The organism is Streptomyces sp. NBC_00286 (genome assembly GCF_036173125.1).
In the GTDB taxonomy this organism is placed as follows: Bacteria; Actinomycetota; Actinomycetes; order Streptomycetales; family Streptomycetaceae; genus Streptomyces.
In genome coordinates this window covers 8,002,161-8,020,616 of sequence record NZ_CP108054.1, presented here as the reverse complement: position 1 = coordinate 8,020,616, position 18,456 = coordinate 8,002,161, and the positions used below count along the sequence as shown (strand labels likewise).

Here is an 18,456-nt window from a genome sequence, read left to right as displayed (position 1 = left end):
AGATCCCTTCGGAGACCCCTCCGCAGATCTTGCCGCCTGGCTCACTTGTCCTCCTGGAGAAGCGCCTCGCCTCGCTCGATCAGCTGGGCGAGCTGCTTGACGTGGTCGTCGCTCGGTTCGTGCAGCGGCGGTCGCACCTCACCGACGTCGAGCCCCCGCAGCCGTACGCCCGCTTTGACGAGGGAGACAGCGTATCCGCGGCCCTGGGCGCGCAGTTCGACAAGGGGACGGTAGAAGCCGTCGAGCAGGCGGTTCGCCGTGGCGTCGTCTCCTGTGTTCAGCGCCTTGTGGAAGGCGAGGGCGAGCTCCGGCGCGAAGCAGAAGACCGCCGACGAGTACAGCGTGATGCCGATGCCGCGGTAGGCGAGGCCGGTGAGTTCGGCGGTCGGCAGTCCGTTGAAGTAGAGGAATTCGCCGGGGACTTCGGCGCGTACGGCGCTCACGATGCGCTGCATCAGGTCGAGGTCGCCGACGCCGTCCTTGAAGCCGATGATGCCGTCGGTGCGGGCCATTGAGACGACCGTCTCGGGTGTGAATACGGCGTTGTCGCGCTGGTAGACGATGACTTCGAGCGAGGTGGCGCGGGCCAGTTCGGTGTAGTGCCGGAGCAGTCCCTCCTGTCCGGCGACGACGAGGTACGGCGGCATGGCGAGCAGCCCGTCGGCCCCGGCCTCTTCGGCGAGCTTCGCGTACCGGACGGCGAGGGCGGTCCCGTACCCGGCGCCCGCGATCACCGGTACGCGCCCCGCCGTCTCCTCGACGGCCGCGCGTACGCAGTCCTGGAACTCCTCGGGGGTGAGCGCGTGGAACTCCCCGGTCCCGCAGCAGGCGAAGACGGCGGCGGCCCCGGCCTCGACACCCCGCCGGACATGCGTGCGGTACACGTCGAGGTCGACGGCACCGTCAGGGCCGTACGCGGTGACGGGGAAGAACAGCGGCCCGCTCGGGACACTGAGGCGAGCGGCAAGGGTCGCTGACGTCACGGGCTCTCCCTAGGCATGCACGCACACGCCGACCGTGCACGTTTCCGATCCAACGCTTCTGATCCAACGCTTCTGATCTACGTGATCCACGTTTCTGATCCATGTCCATATTTCTGAACGCATCCACGCTAAGGCGCCTCCCAGGGGGCGGTCAAGCGGGCGAAGTCCCAAGACAGGGGCGACATAAGCCAATCGCCGCGCGGATTTCCCGGCCTCGCGCGACACTTGACGCGGCCGGCCGGCGATCCATAGTTTGTCCACGAATGTGAATGCCGTGCAGGATGACGGCTGTTGGTTCAAGGAGACCCCTTCAAGGAGACCCGAGGATGCCCGCTCCCCGCACCGTTCTGCTCACCGGCGCCGCCGGCGGCCTCGGCACCCTGATGCGGGGACTGCTGCCCGCGTACGGGTACGAGTTGCGGCTTCTCGACCTGCGCCCCATCGAGGGCGAGCCGGACGCGATCACCGCGGACCTCGGCGACAAGGAGGCCCTGCGCGAGGCCGTGCGGGGCGTCGACGCGATCATCCACCTCGCGGGCATCTCCCTGGAATCCACCTTCGACAAGATCCTCAAGGCGAACATCGAGGGCACGTACAACCTCTACGAGGCCGCCCGCGAGGAGGGCATCCGCCGCATCGTCTTCGCCTCCTCCAACCACGCGGTCGGCTTCACCCCGCGCCCCCAGGGAAACGATCCCCTGATCCCCATCGACACCCCGCGCCGCCCGGACACCTTCTACGGGCTTTCGAAGGCGTTCGGCGAGGACCTGGCGCAGTTCTACTGGGACAAGCACGGCATGGAGACCGTGTCCGTACGGATCGGCTCGTGCTTCCTGGAGCCGACCAGTGTGCGCATGCTGTCGGTGTGGATGAGCCCCGGCGACGGCGCCCGCCTCTTCCACGCGGCCCTGACCGCCGAGGACGTGAAGCACACGGTCGTCTACGGATCGTCGGCGAACACGCGCCTGTGGTGGGACCTCTCGACCGCCCGGGCACTGGGTTACGAGCCGCAGGACGACTCGGAGCAGTACGCGGCGAAGCTCATCGCCGAGCAGGGTGAGCTGGACCCGGAGAACCCGGACCATGACTACCTGGGCGGACACTTCGTGACCAAGCCGCCGATCTGGCCGTACTGACGTCGCAGGGCGCGACGAAAAAGCGCGTACACAGGGCGGGCGGGCACCGAACGGGCCCGCCCGTTCGGTATTTCGGGCACGGATACTGCCCGAACTCACGTCACGTTACGCTTCTTCCCAGGTCCGGAGCGGGCACCGGCAGAGGAAAACGGTCACACACGGGCAGTATCGGGCGCGGAACAGACCTGGTCAGCGCCGCACGCTCGCTGTAGAACTTCCTCCATGGGTCGACAGGGCCCGAACGGGCGCCAGTGAGGCACACCGACTGGAGCGCCCCTGAGGCGAACGAAAAGATACGCAAGCAAGGGAAGGCGGGTGTCGGCCATGACCGCGGAAGAACGCCAGCGGGAGATCGTCCTGGCCGCCCGCCGTACGGGTTCGGTCGATGTGAACGCGCTCGCCGCCGAGCTGGGCGTCGCCAAGGAGACCGTACGGCGCGATCTGCGCGCCCTGGAGGACCACGGCCTGGTACGCCGCACACACGGCGGCGCCTATCCCGTGGAGAGCGCCGGATTCGAGACGACCCTCGCCTTCCGCGCCACCAGCCACGTACCCGAGAAGCGGCGGATCGCGGCCGCCGCGGCCGAGCTGCTCGGGGACGCCGAGACGGTCTTCGTCGACGAGGGCTTCACCCCGCAGCTCATCGCCGAGTCACTCCCCCGGGACCGGCCGCTGACCGTGGTCACCGCGTCCCTGCCGGCCGCGGGATCCCTCGCCGAGTCCGAGAACATCTCGGTCCTGCTGCTCGGCGGCCGGGTCCGGCACGGCACGCTGGCGACCGTCGACCACTGGACCACGAAGATGCTCTCCGGTTTCGTCATCGACCTGGCGTTCATCGGCGCCAACGGCATCTCCCGCGAGCACGGCCTCACCACCCCCGACCCGGCCGTCAGCGAGGTCAAGTCACAGGCGATCCGGGCCGCCCGCCGGACGGTGTTCGCCGGCGTGCACACCAAGTTCGGCGCGGTCAGCTTCTGCCGCTTCGCGGAGATCAGCGCTCTGGAGGCGATCGTCACCAGCACCCTCCTCCCCGCGTCCGAGGCACACCGCTACTCACTGCAGGGCCCGCAAGTCATCCGAGTCTGATCCTGAGCCTGAGTCCGAAAACCCAACCGACTCCCCGCCCCCACCGAGTCAGCTCGAAAACCAAACCGACTCCGTCCGAAAGCCCAACCAACTCGGCCAACTCGGTACGAAAACCAAACCGACCCCTACGTAGCATCACACTCCCCAGAGCCATCCCATTTGCACCAAATATCCAGGAGCGATCCATGCGAACCCAGAGCCGACGGAGGCCGCGCGGGCTACTCGCCGCGGCCGCCGCAGGGACGCTGCTCGCCCCGCTGCTCTCCGGCTGCTGGACCGGAGCGGGCGGAGCCGGTTCCGGCGGCGACTCCATCAACGTCCTCATGGTCAACAACCCGCAGATGGTGGAGCTGCAGAAGCTCACCGCCGCGCACTTCACCAAGGAGACCGGCATCAAGGTGAACTTCACCGTGCTGCCGGAGAACGACGTCCGCGACAAGATCAGCCAGGACTTCGCCAACCAGGCCGGCCAGTACGACGTCGCCACCCTCAGCAACTACGAGATACCGATCTACGCCAAGAACGGCTGGCTGCACGAGATGAACTCGTACGTCGCCAAGGACAGCGCGTACGACGAGAAGGACGTCCTCAAGCCGATGCGGCAGTCCCTGACCGCCGAGGACGGCAAGCTCTACGGACAGCCCTTCTACGGCGAGTCGTCCTTCCTGATGTACCGCAAGGACGTCTTCGCCAAGGAGGGCCTCACGATGCCCGAGCGCCCGACCTGGACGCAGGTGGCGGACCTCGCCGCCAAGGCAGACGGCGCCGAGTCGGGCATGAAGGGCATCTGCCTGCGCGGACTGCCGGGCTGGGGCGAGATCATGGCGCCGCTCACCACGGTCGTGAACACCTTCGGCGGCACCTGGTTCGACAAGAACTGGAAGGCACAGCTCAACTCCCCCGAGTTCAAAGAGGCGACGAAGTTCTACGTGGACCTCGTCCGCGAACACGGTCAGTCCGGCGCCGCCCAGTCCGGCTTCGCCGAGTGCCTCAACAACATGACCCAGGGCAACGTCGCCATGTGGTACGACGCCACATCGGCCGCCGGCTCCCTGGAGTCCGCCAACTCCCCCGTCAAGGGGAAGATCGGCTACGTACCGGCGCCGGTCGAGAAGACGGACTCCTCCGGCTGGCTCTACACCTGGGCCTGGGGCATCCAGGACGCGTCGCGGAACCCGGACAAGGCATGGAAGTTCGTCTCCTGGGCGTCCAGCAAGGAGTACGAGGAGCTGGTCGGCGAAGAGATCGGCTGGTCCAACGTACCGGCCGGCAAGCGGGCATCGACGTACACCAATCCCGCTTACGCCAAGGAAGCCGCCGCCTTCCAGGAGATGACGAAGAACGCCATCGAGGGCGCCCGGCCGAACGACCCCGGAGTCCAGCCGCGGCCCGCCCCCGGCATCCAGTTCGTCGGCATCCCCGAGTTCACCGACCTCGGCACCAAGGTCTCGCAGGAGATCAGCGCGGCCATCGCCGGGCGCCAGTCCGTCGAGTCGGCCCTGAACAAGTCGCAGCAACTCGCTGAGGAGATCTCCGAGGAGTACGAGGGACGATGACCGCCACGACGACAGCTCCGGTAGCCGCCACACCCGTACGCACGGAGAAGCCCCCCTCGGGCCGACTGCGCGCCTGGGCGACGAGGGCCCCGCTCCTGCCCGCCCTGATCTTCATGATCGCCGTGACCCAACTCCCGTTCGTGGCCACGCTGGTGATCTCCTTCTTCGACTGGAACTCGCTCTACCCGGACGCCCGGGAGTTCGCGGGCTTCGCCAACTACTCCGAGGTCCTGACCGACGCGGATCTGCGGAAGTCGGTCTTCACCACGATCCTGCTGACCGCGGCCGTGGTCCTGGCCAGCCTCGTCGTCGGTCTGATCCTGGCGCTGCTCCTGGACCGCAAGTTCCGGGGCCGCGGCATCGTCCGTACGCTCATGATCGCGCCGTTCCTGGTGGTCCCGGTGGCCGCGGCCCTGCTGTGGAAGCACGTGCTCTACAACCCGGAGTACGGCCTGTTCAACGGCCTGCTGCACTACGTGGGCGGCCCACAGCCGGACTGGATCTCCGACAACCCGCTGCTCGCCATCGAGGCCTCACTGATCTGGCAGTGGACGCCCTTCATGATGCTGATCCTGCTGGCGGGCCTGCAGAGCCGCGACCACGCACAGATCGAGGCGGCGAAGGTGGACGGCGCCAGCGACTGGCAGGTCTTCCGCTACCTCACGCTCCCCCACCTGCGCCGCTACCTCGAACTCGGCGCCCTCCTGGGCTCGATCTACATCGTCCAGAACTTCGACGCGGTCTTCACGATCACGTCCGGCGGCCTGGGCACCGCCAACCTCCCCTACACCGTCTACCAGAGCTTCTACCAGGCCCACGAGAACGGCCTCGCCTCCGCGGCCGGCGTCCTCGTCGTCATCGGCTCGATCATCATCGCGACCTTCGCACTGCGCGTGGTCTCGTCCCTGTTCCGTGAGGAGGTGTCCCGCGCATGAGTGCCACCGCGATACGACTGCGTCCCCGCCGTACCAAGGGAGCCGGCCTGGGTGTGCTGGCCTGGCTGCTCGGCCTGCTGTTCTTCCTGCCCATCGCGTGGATGGCCCTGACGTCCTTCCACTCCGAGGAGGACGCCGCCACCAATCCCCCGTCCTTCGCCGCGGCCCTCACGCTCGACGGCTACCGCGAGTTCTTCGGCGCGGGAGGCGGAGCGAGCCCCTGGCCCTCGCTCATCAACTCGACGGTGGCGTCGCTGGCTTCGACCCTCTTCGTCCTCGTACTGGCCCTGCCGGCGGCGTACGCCCTCTCCATCCGCCCGGTGAAGAAGTGGACGGACGTCCTGTTCTTCTTCCTCTCCACGAAGATGCTGCCGGTGGTGGCGGGCCTGCTGCCGATCTACCTCTTCGCGCGGAACACCGGCCTGCTGGACAACATCTGGCTCCTGGTCATCCTCTACACGTCGATGAACCTGCCGATCGCGGTGTGGATGATGCAGTCCTTCCTCGCCGAGGTCCCGGTGGCGATCATCGAGGCGGCCCAGATCGACGGCGCGAAGCTGCCGACGATCCTGGCCCGTGTAGTGGCGCCGATCGCCCTCCCGGGCATCGCCGCCACGGCCCTGATCTGCTTCATCTTCAGCTGGAACGAGCTGCTGTTCGCGAGGGTGCTGACGGGCGTCGTAGCCGAAACGGCCCCCGTCTTCCTCACCGGCTTCATCACCAGCCAGGGCCTGTTCCTGGCGAAGGTGTGCGCCGCCTCGCTCGTCATCTCCCTGCCGGTGCTCGCCGCGGGGTTCGCTGCCCAGGACAAACTGGTCCAGGGCCTGTCTTTGGGAGCCGTGAAATGAAGGCCGCCGTCATCGAGTCCGTGGGCCGCGCCGTCGTCGCCGAGGTCCCGGACCCGACGCCGGGCCCACGCGAGGTCGTCGTGGAAGTCGCCGCATGCGGCCTCTGCGGCACCGATCTCCACATCCTCCAGGGCGAGTTCGCGCCCAAGCTGCCGATCGTGCCGGGGCATGAGTTCGCGGGCGAGGTGGTCGGGGTGGGCACCCAGGTCACGGAGCTGTCGGTGGGCGACCGGGTGGCGGTGGACCCGTCCCTGTACTGCTACGAGTGCCGGTACTGCCGTACGGGCCACAACAACCTCTGCGAGCGTTGGGCGGCGATCGGCGTGTCCACGGCGGGCGGCGCCGCCCAGTACGCCGTCGCGCCGGTGGCCAACTGCGTCAAGCTCCCCGAGCACGTACGCACCCAGGACGCGGCCCTGGTCGAACCCCTCTCCTGCGCGGTCCGCGGCTACGACGTCCTGCAGTCCCGCCTCGGCGCCCATGTCCTGATCTACGGCTCCGGAACGATGGGCCTGATGATGCTGGAGCTCGCCAAGCGGACGGGGGCGGCGAGTGTGGACATCGTCGACCTGAACCCGTCCCGCCTGGCGACGGCCGAGCAGCTCGGCGTCTCGGCGTCCGCCGCGACGCCCGACGAGCTGGACCGTCCCCAGGGCTGGGACCTGGTGATCGACGCCACGGGCAACGCGGCGGCGATCCAGGACGGCCTGGACCGGGTGGCGAAGGCCGGTACGTTCCTCCAGTTCGGCGTGGCGGACTACGCGACCCGGGTCACGATCGACCCGTACCGCATCTACAACCAGGAGATCACCATCACCGGCTCCATGGCGGTGCTGCACAGCTTCGAGCGCGCGGCGGAACTCTTCGCGGGCGGAGTCCTGGACCCGGACATCTTCATCAGCGACCGCATCGCCCTGGACAACTACCCGCAGGCGCTGGAGCAGTTCGCGTCGGGGGTGGGCAGGAAGATCGTGGTGGTCCCGTAGGGGGTTTGCTCGCCCCCGCCGCCCCTACCCGTCCCATACCAAGGGGCTCCGCCCTGGACCCCGCTGGGGCTTCGCCCCAGACCCCACCAGGGGCTCCGCCCCTGGACCCCATCGGCCTGAACGGCCTCGTCCTCAAACGCCGGACGGGCTGAAAAATCGGCCCCTTGGGGGCACCTCTGGGGGCACCCCCAGCGGTAGCTGGGGGAGTTTGAGGAGCGGGGGTTCGGGGGCTGGCCCCCGAACGGGGTCCGGGGCGAGCCCCGAGCGGGTCCCAGGGGCGCAGCCCATGGCCGGGGTCCGGGGCACGGGGGTCTGGGGGCGCAGCCCCCAGCGGGGTCCAGGGGCGGAGCCCCTTGGTATGGGACGGGTAAGGGCGGCAGGGGCGAAACCCAGTGGGCCAGCGTGGCGCCGAGCCGTAGCATCCGCCCCATGCCCCGCCCCCAAGGCTTCCACTACGAAGCCCACCCAGACGGCACCGTGCGGATCACGCACAACGCCCACCCCGCAACAACCCTCCGCGGCCCCCGAGCCACCCAGTTCCTCACCGAAGTGGAATCCGGTGACCCCCAACTCGTCATGGCCCGCTGGACCGGCAACTACAAGCACGGCAACGAACGCACCGCCCGCAACCACCCCCGCAACAGCCGCTGACCCAATTGGGCGGCAGGTAAGGGAACGGTAAAGCGGGCCCGGTCGTTACCCCACACATGACAGCTATGACCCCCGGCTCGAACATCCCTCTCCCCGTCGCCCGCGTGACGGTGGACGTCACCGCCCCGGTGCGGCTCGACGTATCGGGCCTGCTGCTCACCGCCGACGGCAAGGTGCGCTCCGACGACGATTTCATCTTCTACAACCAGCCCACGGGCCCCGGCGTGACGTACCGCTCGGGCGGCGGCGCGGCCCCGGACGCGATCGTGGTCGACACAGCCTCCGTGCCTCCGGGCATCGAGAAGATCGTCGTCACGGCGAGCCCGGACGCGGCAGGCCAGACCTTCCAGGGCATCGAACCCACGGCGACGATTCGCAACGCGGACGACAACTCCGTACTGGCCACGTTCACACCCCCACAACTGGGCGCGGAGACGGCGCTGGTGATCGTGGAGGTCTATCTCCGCAACGGCGCCTGGAAGGCCCGAGCGGTCGGCCAGGGGTACGCGAACGGCCTGGCGGGCATCGCCACGGACTTCGGCGTCACGGTGGAGGAACCGGCTCCGACTCCGACTCCGACTCCCGCCCAGACACCCGTCGCCCCGCCCGCCGCCCCCGCGATGCAGCCCCCGGTCACCCCTCCGGCCCCGATCCTGGACCCGCGCACCGCGACCCCGCCCCCGGCCGCACCCCCGGTACCGCCCGCCCCGGCCCCCGGCGCCGGAAAGATCAACCTCGACAAGGGCCGCGTAAGCCTGCAGAAGAACCAGACCGTCTCCCTGGTGAAGGGCGGCGCCCCGCTTCTCTCGCAGGTCAAGATGGGTCTCGGCTGGGAGCCGGCGTACCGCGGCAAGGACATCGACCTGGACGCGTCGGTCATCGCGTACGGCCCGCAGCGCAACCACATCGACAGCTGCTACTTCGGCAAGCTCCAGATCGTGAACGGCGCAATCCGGCACTCCGGCGACAACCTCACGGGAGAGGGCGGCGGAGACGACGAGGTCATCACGGTCGACCTCGGCCGCCTCCCCCAGGAGGTCACCGGCCTGGTCTTCACGGTGAACTCCTTCTCCGGCCAGAAGTTCACCGAGGTCGCCAAGGCCTACTGCCGCCTCCTGGACGCCGCCACCGGCGAGGAACTGGTCCGCTTCGACCTCACCAACGCCGAGGCCCAGACCGGCGTCATGATGGCCAAGCTGATCAAGCAGTTCTCCGGCGAGTGGGACATGACGGCGATGGGCGACTTCGTCAAGTCCCGTACGGTGCGCGGCATGGTCAAGCCCGCGGCGCAGGCGTTGTAGGGACCCGGGATACCGGAATACACGAACAGGGCGGCGTACTCCGACGTGGTGTCGGTGTACGCCGCCCTGTTGCGGGACGAGTTGCGGGATGCGGCCCGCGCTCTCATGGCGGTCACTGCCGGTCGTGGTTGAACCGCGCCGTTGCCACGGCGGCTACTTCGGGTCCCGGTTGAACAGCGCCATCGACCAGCGGTAGCCGAGCGCCGTCAGGCCCAGGCACCAGGCGATCGCGATCCACCCGTTGTTGCCGATCTCGGTCCCGAGCAACAGCCCGCGCAGGGTCTCGATGGCCGGAGTGAACGGCTGGTACTCGGCGATCGGCTGGAACCAGCCCGGCATCGTGTCAGCCGGAATGAAGGCGCTCGAGATCAGCGGCAGCAGGATCAGCGGCATCGCCATATTGCTGGCCGCCTCAGCATTCGGGCTGGCCATACCCATCCCGACCGCGATCCAGGTGAGCGCCAGCGCGAACAGCGCGAGCAGTCCGAACGCCGCCAGCCACTCCAGAGCCGTGGCATCCGTCGACCGAAAGCCGATCGCCACTCCGACGGCACCGACCAGGACCAGGCTGGCGAGCACCTGCAACACACTGCCGACGACGTGCCCGATGATCAGCGAACCGCGGTGGATCGCCATCGTACGGAAGCGGGCGATCAGGCCCTCGGCCATATCGGTGGAGACGGACACAGCCGCCCCGATCACGGTGCTGCCGATGGTCATCATCAGGATGCCCGGGACGATATAGGCGATGTAGTCGGAACGGTCCGCGCCGCCCCCACCGATGCCCGCGCTCATCACGTCTCCGAAGATGTAGACGAAGAGCAGCAGCAACATGACCGGGGTGAGCAGCAGGTTCAGAGTGAGGGATGGGTAGCGGCGGGCGTGCAGGAGGTTGCGGCGCAGCATCGTGTTGGAGTTGCGTGCGGCCAGGGCGAGGGAGCTCATCGGACGGACTCCTTGGGCTGGTTGGGGACGTTGGCGGGGCCGGTCAGGGCGAAGAAGACGTCGTCGAGGTCGGGGGTGTGCACGGTCAGTTCGTCGGCCTCGATGCCGGCCGAGTCCAGCCGGTCGAGGATGGAACGCAGTTCGCGCTGGCTGCCGTCGCTGGCGATCTGCAGGGCCAGGGCCTCGTCGTCCCTGGTCACCTCGCGCAGGGCGACGGCGGCGGACTGGTACGCGGCAGGGTCGGCGAACCGGAGCCGCACATGCCCGCCCGGGATGAGCCGCTTCAGCTCGTCGGCACTGCCCTCGGCGGCGATCTTCCCGTCGTTCAACACCGCGATGCGGTCGGCGAGTTCGTCGGCCTCCTCCAGGTACTGGGTGGTGAGGAAGACGGTGGTCCCGTCGGAGACCAGCTCGCGGATGATCTGCCACATGTTGTGCCGGGAGCGCGGGTCGAGGCCGGTGGTCGGCTCGTCGAGGAAGATGATCCGCGGGTCGCCGACCAGCGTCATGGCGATGTCCAGGCGGCGCTTCATGCCGCCGGAGTAGGTGGAGACGGGCTTGTGGGCGGCCTCCACCAGGTCGAAGCGTTCCAGGAGTTCGGCGGCGGTGCGCCGGCCTTCCTTGCGGGACAGCAGGTGCAGATCCGCCATCAGGAGCATGTTCTCCTCTCCGGTGATCAGCCCGTCCACGGCCGAGAACTGCCCGGTGACGCCGATCGCGGCCCGTACCGCCTGCGGCTCGACGGCCAGGTCATGGCCGCCGACCCGCAGCTCACCGGCGTCAGCGGTGATCAAGGTCGAGAGGATCTTGACGGCGGTGGTCTTGCCTGCGCCGTTCGGACCGAGCAGCGAGAAGATCGTTCCTTCCGGGACGGCCAGGTCGATACCGTCGAGGACCGTCTTGTCCCCGTACGCCTTGCGCAGCCCGTTCGCCGCGATGGCCAGGTTGGTCATGATGGGAAGCTCCTTTGGAGGCCGCAGGCGGATTCAGAGGCTGCGGGCGGTGATGTCGCCGTGGGTGGTGGTGGCACGGATGTCAAGTTCGGTGGTGCCGTCGCTCTTGAGGGCGTTGCTGATGCGGCCGTAGCCGGTGCCGGCGTCCAGGGCGGCGGAGACTCCGGCCGCGGCGCTGACCGATACGTCGCCCATCTGGGTGCGCAGCACGAGGGTGCCGGAGGTGGCCTCGGCGATCGTGATGTTGCCCTTCTGGGTGCTAATTTCCGCGGAGCCGCCCAGGCGGCCGACCGAGATGTCACCGTCGAGGGCCGTGAGGCGGGCGCTCGCGGCCTCGTCGATCTTGACCGAGCGGTAGCCGTCCGCGAAGACCACGTCGCCGAGCCGTCCGACGCCGCGGAACTCGGCGGCCGCCGACTTCGCCTCTACGCGGGAGCCGGCGGGCAGTTGGACGGTCACCTCGACCGAGCCGGACGGGCCCACGATCCGGTTCTTCGCCGGCGCCGTGGCCGTGATTCGCAGGGTGCCGTCGGCGTATTCGACCGTGGTCTGCTCGGCCAGCTTCACGTCCCGGCTCTTGGAGGGGTCCGCGGGCCGGACGTCGACTGTGGTGTCGGCCCGGTCGGCGGCGATGATCTGCACCCGCCCGGCCTGGATGTCGAGGACGGCGGCGATCGGGGCGGGGGTGTCGAACTTCTGCATGATGCTCTCCTGTGGCTCGTCGTTTCCGATGACAGAAACGCTACGTTGCATTCATGGATCGAGCAACAGACTCGTTGCAAAGTAACACCATTAATGCAGGTAGAAGCCAGGAAATCGTTGCAACGATTTTCGAGATTAACGCAACGGCAGTCGCAGGCGCGTTGCACTGGACTGAAACTGAACGCTATGCTGGAGCCACCACGCAAGACGAAGGAGACCGCGATGCCGGGAGGCAGACTCACCCAGCAGGAACGTCAGCAGATCGCGCTGGGGCTGGCCGACGGCCTCGCCTACGCGGAGATCGCCAGACGTCTCGAGCGCCCGACCTCGACGGTCACGCGCGAGGTGATGCGCAACGGCGGCCCCACCGGCTACCGCGCCGACCTGGCCCACCGCACCGCCGAACGCCGCGCCCACCGGCGCAAGCGGGCCGCACCACGGGTGGGCGAGGCGCCCGAGCAGGCTTACGGGCGCGACACCGAGGCGGTGCGCGAGTTCGAGGAGATGTTCACGACCGTCATGATGGCCTCGGGCATGACCGCGATGACGGCCCGCGTGATGGTCTGCCTCACCCTCACCGACTCCGGCAGCCTCACCGCGTCCGAACTCGTCCAGCGCCTCCAGGTCAGCCCGGCGTCCATCTCGAAAGCGATCTCGTTCCTCGAGAGCCAGGCCTTCGTCCGCAGGGAACAGGGCGAAGGCCGCCGCGAGCGCTATGTCGTCGACGACGACATCTGGTACGAGACGATGGTGGCCAGCGCCCGGTCCCTCGCCCAGATCGTCGAGACCGCACGACAGGGCGCCGGCATCCTGGGCCCCGACACCCCGGCCGGCACCCGCCTCGAGAACGTCGCCCGCTTCCTCGACTTCGTCGTCGAAAGCACGGTCCGCGCCGCGGAACAGGCCCGCGAAATCCTTCACACGAAACCCGAATCGACCTCGAAGCCCGAATCGACCTCGAAGCCTGAAGCGACCTCTTAGAACAGCGCGCTGTACGCGTTCAGCGCGGGCTGTCCGCCGAGGTGCGCGTACAGCACCGTGGCATCCCGCTCGATCTCGCCCCGCGACACGAGATCGACAAGCCCGGCCATCGACTTCCCCTCGTACACCGGGTCCGTCACCATCCCCTCGGTGCGCGCGGCGAGCCGCATCGCCTCCAGCGTGGCCTCGTCGGGGATGCCGTACGTGCCCGCGTGGTACCGCTCGTCGAGTTCGACGTCCGACTCGTCCAACTCCTTCTGTACGCCGATGAGTTGGCCGGTGCGGTGAGCGATCCGCGCGATCTGGTCACGGGTGCGGGCGGGCGCGGCCGACGCGTCGATACCGATGACGCGGCGCGGTCGCCCGCCCGCCTCCTCAAGGGCCGCGAACCCGGCGACCATGCCGGCTTGCGTCGACCCGGTCACGGAGCACACGACCACAGTGTCGAAGAAGACGCCCAACTCCCGCTCCTGCTCGGCGACTTCGTACGCCCACCCGGCGAACCCGAGGCCGCCGAGCGGATGGTCGGAGGCCCCGGCGGGAATGGCGTACGGCTTCCCGCCGCCCTCCTCGACCTCCCTGAGCGCCTGCTCCCAGCTCTCCTTGAACCCGATCCCGAACCCGGCCCGTACGAGCCGTACGTCGGCGCCCGCCAGCCTGCTGATCAAGATGTTGCCGACCTTGTCGTACACGGCGTCGGGCCACTCCACCCAACTCTCCTGCACCAGCACACACTTGAGCCCGGCGCGTGCGGCGACGGCCGCGACCTGCCGGGTGTGGTTGGACTGCACGCCCCCGATGGACACGAGCGTGTCGCACCCCGTCGCGAGCGCGTCCGCGACGAGGTACTCCAGCTTGCGCGTCTTGTTCCCGCCGTACGCGATACCGGAGTTGCAGTCCTCGCGCTTGGCCCAGAGGGCGGCGCCGCCGAGGTACTTGGTCAGCCGTTCCAAGGGGTGCACGGGCGAGGGCCCGAAGAGGAGGGGGTAACGGTCGTACGAGGAAAGGGACATGGATCCTCCCAGGATCAGTCGCCGTCGGCGAGGCCTTCGAGCCCCCGCCAGATCTCCGCGGTGACGCGGACCGCCTCGTCCACGTCACCGGCCGCGCAGGCCTCGATGAGCTGCTCGTGCAGCCCGGCCGAACGGCAGTTGCCGCCCTCACCGAAGCGCCGTCGCTCCAGCCTGCGGATGAGCGGGGTGTAGCGGGCGATGGTGGCGGCGGCCGCGCGGTTGCCACTGACGCGTACGAGCACGTCGTGCAGTTCGTCGTCGGCGCGCAGGGCGCTGTCCACGTCGCCGGTGCGTACGGCGGCCGAGAACCGCTCGTTGGCCGAGCGCATCGTCTCGACGTCCGCGGCGAACAGCCGGGGCACGGCAATCCGCGCGGCCAGCTCGTGCATGGCCCCGACGACGGCCGCCGCGTCCCGTACGTCGGAGGCCACGACCGGGGTCACCCGCGTGTAGCTCTGCGGCTTGCTCTCCAGCAGCCCCTCGTCGACGAGCCGCGAGAAGGCTGCACGCACGGGCGCCCTGGACAGCCCGAGCCGCTCGGCGAGATCGGCGTCGCGCACCGCCGCGCCCGGTTCGATGTCCCCGGCCACGATGGCGTCCCTGATCACTTCGTACGCCCGGTCCCTGAGCAAGGTGCGGGACACGGGCCCTATGGCGTCCACAACTGAAATGTTAGATGTCAATCTCCGCCGCACACAAGGCTGTGGCCCGCACCGAAGTGCGGGCCACTCCGTGGATCTCGAGGCCCGGGGCTCAGGCCTCGCGGGAGGCGTATGCGACGAAGGCGGTCCAGGCGGTGGGGGGGATGGTGAAGCGGGGGCTTTGGGGGCCGAGTTTTGAGTCGCGGAGGTGGATGGTGTGGGGGCAGGCGCTGACTTCGAGGCATTCGCCGCCCCCGCTGCTGCTGTAGCTGGACTTGCGCCAGTCCAGGGCGACTTCGAGGCATTCGCCACCTTGGTCGTCGCTGTAGCTGGACTTGAACCACGACAGCTCGGCGCTCATTGCTCCTCCGCCACCTTCCTGATGAACCGAGCAGACTCTTCGACGTTAAGCGCCTGCATGCGGATCATGCCATGGCGCTGTGTAAGGGCGTTGAGCTTGTCCGCTTCGACGTACAGCGCCCCCGTCTCCTGCCCTTCAACGTAGCCGTAGTGCTCGTGGTCAGTGGTCTCTGCGAGTACCAGCGGGCCGCCGAGCGCAACAGGAGGAGCTACTTCGAACGGTAGGACCTGGATCAACACGTTGCGTTGTTTCCCCACCTGGAGCAGGTGGTCGAGTTGCCTCCGCATCGCATCCCGGCTACCGACCACGGCACGCAGCGCAGCCTCGTGGATAACGTAACTGAAGTGCGCCGGGGGTTTGCTTGTCAGTTTCTCCTGCCGCTTCAGCCGGGCCGCCACGCGCTCCTCGATCGTCTCCTCATCCAGGGGCGGACAGCTATTGCTGATCAGCTCGTGGGCGTACTCCGCAGTCTGCAACAGGCCTGGAATCAGCATCGCCGCGTACGAGTACAGGGTGATCGCCTCGGCCTCCACCAATACGTACTGCTGCGTACGTTGCGGGAACTTCTCCGGCTTCAAGTACTCGTGCGCCGCAAGCAACTTGCCCCGCGCTCCACACATCTGATCCGCAACCTGCAACAACCTCAACGTCGGCCGACGCCTCCCGCACTCCATCGACTTGACGTACTCGTACTCGTAGCTGGCCTCCTTGGCCAACTCCTGCCTGCTGACCCCCGCTTCCTCCCGCCACAACTTGATCTGCCCACCGCAGTACCGCCAGTTCTGCTGCGCCTGCTGCGACTCCCCGGAAGCCACGCACCCACCCGCCTCCTGCCACCACACCGTGTACAGCCACGCTGTGTACCCACTCCGATACTCCCCGAGGCTACGCACCAACGACCAGCCTGTTCACAGCGAATGACGGAGAATCACACGCAAGGAACGGCACACATGCCCAAGGACCGCGACGACGCCGAGGCCCCCGAAGACGTCGAAGACATCAAGGACGTGGAATGGCACCTCCCCCGCCACGCCCGCAGCGTCGGCCGGGCCCGCACCCTCCTCCGCGACCAGGCCACAGCATGGAAGCTCCCGGACGAGCTGACGGAAACGGCCGTACTTCTGCTCAGCGAGCTGATGACAAACGCGTACCGCCACGCAAAGGTCTCCCCCGGCCGCCAGATCCGCACCCGCTGCGTCCTGAACGCCGGCCATCTCTGCGTATCCGTAACAGACGCGAACGACACGCTCCCGACGCTTCGGGAGGCGGCCCCGGACGACGAGTCCGGCCGAGGCCTACCGCTGGTGGCAACGCTGGCAGCCGACTGGGGCGCAGAACCCCGCCCCGGCGGCATCGGCAAGACGGTCTGGTTCACACTCCACAGCGGTCATCGGGAAGGGTCCCCATAGGGACGGCGTATCGGTGATGGGGGGTGCGTACGGGCGAATGCGGCGATCGATACGATGCCGCAGCTCACCGCAGTTCAACACCGTACGCACCACGGGGGATCGTCGTGTTCGGAATCGTCAGGCCCTGCCGTCACCGGCTCGGAGAGAATCTCAAAACCCAGTGGATGGCGCATTTGTGCGGGCTGTGCCTCGCGCTGCGCAAGGACCACGGGCAGTTCGCGAGGGTCGTCACGAACTACGACGGCTTGCTGATATCCGTTCTGACGGAGGCTCAGGCCGAGAAGGGCGGCGGTGGGCGGCGCACGGCGGGACCGTGTCCGCTGCGCGGAATGCGTAGCGCGTCCGTGGCACATGGTGAGGGGGCGCGGCTCGCGGCCGCCGTCTCGTTGGTGCTCGCCTCCGCCAAGGTGCGCGACCATGTCGCCGACAGGGACGGGCTGCTGGCCCGCAAACCGGTGGCGCTCGCCGCCCGCCGGGTCGCCGCGAGCTGGGGCCGGGCTGGCGAGCAGACCGGCTCGGACGTCGGCTTCGACACCGCCCTGCTCGTCGACGCCGTGGACCGGCAGGTCGGCATCGAGGCGCTCGCCGGGCCCGGAACGCCCCTTCTCACGGTCACCGAACCGACCGAGACCGCGACCGCCGCCGCCTTCGCCCACACCGCGGTCCTCGCCGGACGGCCGGGCAACGCGGAACCGCTCGCCGAGGCCGGGCGCCTCTTCGGGCGGCTCGCGCATCTCCTGGACGCCGTGGAGGACAAGGAGGCTGACGCCGCGTCGGGTGCCTGGAACCCCCTCACCGCGACCGGGACGCCGCTCACGGAAGCCCGGCGGCTCGCCGACGACGCCGTACACGGGATACGACTAGCGCTGCGGGAGGCCGACTTCACGGACCCGAAGCTCGCGCACCGGCTGCTCGTACACGAGCTGCGCACCTCCGTGGACCGGGCCTTCGGCACCGCCGCCTGCGCGCACGGACCCGCACCGACGGGAGCGATGCCGGGCGGACCGTACGCCCCGCCCGGCGGACCGGGGGCCCCGCTGCCCCCGGAGCCGCCCCGCCGCGACCGGCGCGGGCTGCTCGCCGGGTGCGCGGTGTGGATGGGGCTCGCCTGTACCTGCCAGATGTGCTGCGGAGAGTTCGACGACCCGTGGAGCCGGGAACGCCGGGAAGGGCTGTGCACCAACGCCGACTGCAGCGGCTGCGGTGACTGCTGCAGCTGCTGTGAGTGCTGCGGGAATTGCTGCGGCGACGACGGCTGCTGCTGCGACGGGTGCGACTGCGGCTGCAATTGCTGAGCCGCTCCCGGTCAGTGCAACCAGTCGGACAGCACGGCCAAGGCCACGCACCATCCGGAAAGTCGCGTCATTCGTAGAGGAAGAGCTCTTCGATCTTCAGGTCGAAGAGCTTGGCGAGACGGAAGGCGAGGGGAAGGCTTGGGTCGAACTTCCCCGTTTCGATGGAGTTGATCGTCTGCCTGGACACGCCCGCACGCTGAGCCAGGTCGGCCTGCGTCCAGCCCCGTTCGACGCGAAGGTCCGTGATGCGGTTCTTCATCGGTATCGGATCTTGCCGACGACGAAGGCGACCACAAAGACGACTCCCATGAGCGCGGGGAGGACGGCGATATCGACGTCGCGGGCGACGAGGCTGGCGTCGTCCGTGACGACATAGGCGAATCCGAGGATCCACCCCACGCCGAGGGTGACCGCCAGCGCATCCTGCATGATCTTCCGCTGCAGCTCATCGATCGTGCGGAGAAAGTGTGTGAAGGCGACGATCCAGCCGATGCCGGCGGCGAGATTGACGGCAACGGCGGCCCAGCTCGCCACCCGCTGCGGCGGATCCCATAGGTGTTGCGGGCCGAACTTGGCCAGGGCAAGGGTCGCCGCCCAGGCGAGTGTCCAGAGCGCGAACCGAGCGGTCGCCTTGATCTCGTTATGCGCTTGCACGGGCGCCACCCTCCGGTGCG

The 18,456-nt window shown here is 68.5% G+C and carries 21 protein-coding genes; 11 read left to right on the top strand and 10 right to left on the bottom strand.

What is annotated here, in order from left to right; translation table 11 throughout:
* Positions 1 to 41: 41 nt before the first annotated feature.
* Positions 42 to 983 carry a 5-dehydro-4-deoxyglucarate dehydratase gene (locus OHT21_RS36260; protein WP_328772496.1) on the bottom strand — a complete coding sequence of 314 codons (942 nt, stop codon included), beginning with the start codon at positions 981 to 983 and terminating at the stop codon, positions 42 to 44.
* Positions 984 to 1,309: 326 nt separating this feature from the next.
* Between OHT21_RS36260 and OHT21_RS36255 the strand changes: the two genes are divergently transcribed.
* The 8 genes from OHT21_RS36255 to OHT21_RS36220 all read left to right on the top strand — a co-directional run bounded on the left by OHT21_RS36255 (position 1,310) and on the right by OHT21_RS36220 (position 9,482).
* A complete protein-coding gene (locus OHT21_RS36255) occupies positions 1,310 to 2,119 on the top strand; it encodes an NAD-dependent epimerase/dehydratase family protein (RefSeq protein WP_328772495.1) in 810 nt (269 codons plus the stop codon).
* Positions 2,120 to 2,443: 324 nt separating this feature from the next.
* A complete protein-coding gene (locus OHT21_RS36250; protein ID WP_328772494.1) occupies positions 2,444 to 3,205 on the top strand; it encodes a DeoR/GlpR family DNA-binding transcription regulator in 762 nt (253 codons plus the stop codon).
* Positions 3,206 to 3,390: 185 nt separating this feature from the next.
* Positions 3,391 to 4,761, top strand: a complete 1,371-nt coding sequence (locus OHT21_RS36245; protein WP_328772493.1) for an ABC transporter substrate-binding protein — start codon at positions 3,391 to 3,393, stop codon at positions 4,759 to 4,761.
* Positions 4,758 to 5,696: a carbohydrate ABC transporter permease gene (locus tag OHT21_RS36240; RefSeq protein ID WP_328772492.1), complete on the top strand. Its 939-nt coding sequence runs from the start codon at positions 4,758 to 4,760 to the stop codon at positions 5,694 to 5,696. Before OHT21_RS36245 ends, OHT21_RS36240 begins: the two co-directional genes overlap by 4 nt.
* Positions 5,693 to 6,544, top strand: coding sequence for a carbohydrate ABC transporter permease (locus OHT21_RS36235; protein ID WP_165344107.1), 852 nt, complete (start codon positions 5,693 to 5,695; stop codon positions 6,542 to 6,544). Before OHT21_RS36240 ends, OHT21_RS36235 begins: the two co-directional genes overlap by 4 nt.
* Entirely contained in the window at positions 6,541 to 7,530 is a 990-nt protein-coding gene (locus tag OHT21_RS36230) for a zinc-dependent alcohol dehydrogenase family protein (RefSeq protein WP_328772491.1), read from the top strand. Before OHT21_RS36235 ends, OHT21_RS36230 begins: the two co-directional genes overlap by 4 nt.
* Positions 7,531 to 7,959: 429 nt before the next feature.
* Entirely contained in the window at positions 7,960 to 8,181 is a 222-nt protein-coding gene (locus tag OHT21_RS36225) for a hypothetical protein (protein ID WP_328772490.1), read from the top strand.
* Positions 8,182 to 8,246: 65 nt separating this feature from the next.
* On the top strand, positions 8,247 to 9,482 hold the full coding sequence (locus OHT21_RS36220) for a TerD family protein (protein WP_328774351.1): 1,236 nt from the start codon (positions 8,247 to 8,249) through the stop codon (positions 9,480 to 9,482).
* Between the two features lie 153 nt (positions 9,483 to 9,635).
* Here OHT21_RS36220 and OHT21_RS36215 read toward each other — a convergent pair whose 3' ends face one another.
* Genes OHT21_RS36215 through OHT21_RS36205 form a run of 3 tightly spaced genes read right to left on the bottom strand, consistent with a single transcriptional unit; the run spans position 9,636 to position 12,082 of the window.
* Positions 9,636 to 10,427 (bottom strand): ABC transporter permease, encoded by a 792-nt coding sequence (locus OHT21_RS36215; protein WP_328772489.1) that lies wholly within the window; start codon positions 10,425 to 10,427, stop codon positions 9,636 to 9,638.
* Positions 10,424 to 11,380: an ATP-binding cassette domain-containing protein gene (locus tag OHT21_RS36210; protein WP_328772488.1), complete on the bottom strand. Its 957-nt coding sequence runs from the start codon at positions 11,378 to 11,380 to the stop codon at positions 10,424 to 10,426. Before OHT21_RS36210 ends, OHT21_RS36215 begins: the two co-directional genes overlap by 4 nt.
* Before the next feature lie 33 nt (positions 11,381 to 11,413).
* A complete protein-coding gene (locus OHT21_RS36205; RefSeq protein ID WP_328772487.1) occupies positions 11,414 to 12,082 on the bottom strand; it encodes a DUF4097 family beta strand repeat-containing protein in 669 nt (222 codons plus the stop codon).
* A 222-nt stretch (positions 12,083 to 12,304) separates the two neighbouring features.
* Here OHT21_RS36205 and OHT21_RS36200 point away from each other — a divergent pair, with 222 nt between their 5' ends.
* Positions 12,305 to 13,063: a GbsR/MarR family transcriptional regulator gene (locus tag OHT21_RS36200; RefSeq protein ID WP_328774350.1), complete on the top strand. Its 759-nt coding sequence runs from the start codon at positions 12,305 to 12,307 to the stop codon at positions 13,061 to 13,063.
* Here the strand turns inward: OHT21_RS36200 and OHT21_RS36195 are convergent.
* The 4 genes from OHT21_RS36195 to OHT21_RS36180 all read right to left on the bottom strand — a co-directional run bounded on the left by OHT21_RS36195 (position 13,060) and on the right by OHT21_RS36180 (position 15,893).
* A complete protein-coding gene (locus OHT21_RS36195; RefSeq protein ID WP_328772486.1) occupies positions 13,060 to 14,076 on the bottom strand; it encodes a 1-aminocyclopropane-1-carboxylate deaminase in 1,017 nt (338 codons plus the stop codon). The genes OHT21_RS36200 and OHT21_RS36195 overlap by 4 nt on opposite strands.
* A gap of 14 nt (positions 14,077 to 14,090) precedes the next feature.
* Positions 14,091 to 14,738: a GntR family transcriptional regulator gene (locus OHT21_RS36190; protein WP_328772485.1), complete on the bottom strand. Its 648-nt coding sequence runs from the start codon at positions 14,736 to 14,738 to the stop codon at positions 14,091 to 14,093.
* A gap of 91 nt (positions 14,739 to 14,829) precedes the next feature.
* Positions 14,830 to 15,078, bottom strand: a complete 249-nt coding sequence (locus OHT21_RS36185; RefSeq protein WP_328772484.1) for a DUF397 domain-containing protein — start codon at positions 15,076 to 15,078, stop codon at positions 14,830 to 14,832.
* Positions 15,075 to 15,893 (bottom strand): helix-turn-helix domain-containing protein, encoded by an 819-nt coding sequence (locus OHT21_RS36180; RefSeq protein WP_328772483.1) that lies wholly within the window; start codon positions 15,891 to 15,893, stop codon positions 15,075 to 15,077. Before OHT21_RS36180 ends, OHT21_RS36185 begins: the two co-directional genes overlap by 4 nt.
* Before the next feature lie 135 nt (positions 15,894 to 16,028).
* Between OHT21_RS36180 and OHT21_RS36175 the strand changes: the two genes are divergently transcribed.
* The gene (locus tag OHT21_RS36175; protein ID WP_328772482.1) at positions 16,029 to 16,487 is read left to right on the top strand and encodes an ATP-binding protein; all 459 of its coding nucleotides are present in this window, start codon (positions 16,029 to 16,031) and stop codon (positions 16,485 to 16,487) included.
* Positions 16,488 to 16,591: 104 nt separating this feature from the next.
* Positions 16,592 to 17,782 (top strand): DUF5685 family protein, encoded by a 1,191-nt coding sequence (locus tag OHT21_RS36170; protein ID WP_328772481.1) that lies wholly within the window; start codon positions 16,592 to 16,594, stop codon positions 17,780 to 17,782.
* 67 nt (positions 17,783 to 17,849) lie between these two features.
* Here OHT21_RS36170 and OHT21_RS36165 read toward each other — a convergent pair whose 3' ends face one another.
* Positions 17,850 to 18,041 carry a helix-turn-helix transcriptional regulator gene (locus OHT21_RS36165; protein ID WP_328772480.1) on the bottom strand — a complete coding sequence of 64 codons (192 nt, stop codon included), beginning with the start codon at positions 18,039 to 18,041 and terminating at the stop codon, positions 17,850 to 17,852.
* Positions 18,038 to 18,436, bottom strand: coding sequence for a hypothetical protein (locus OHT21_RS36160; protein WP_328772479.1), 399 nt, complete (start codon positions 18,434 to 18,436; stop codon positions 18,038 to 18,040). Before OHT21_RS36160 ends, OHT21_RS36165 begins: the two co-directional genes overlap by 4 nt.
* Between the last annotated feature and the right edge of the window lie 20 nt (positions 18,437 to 18,456).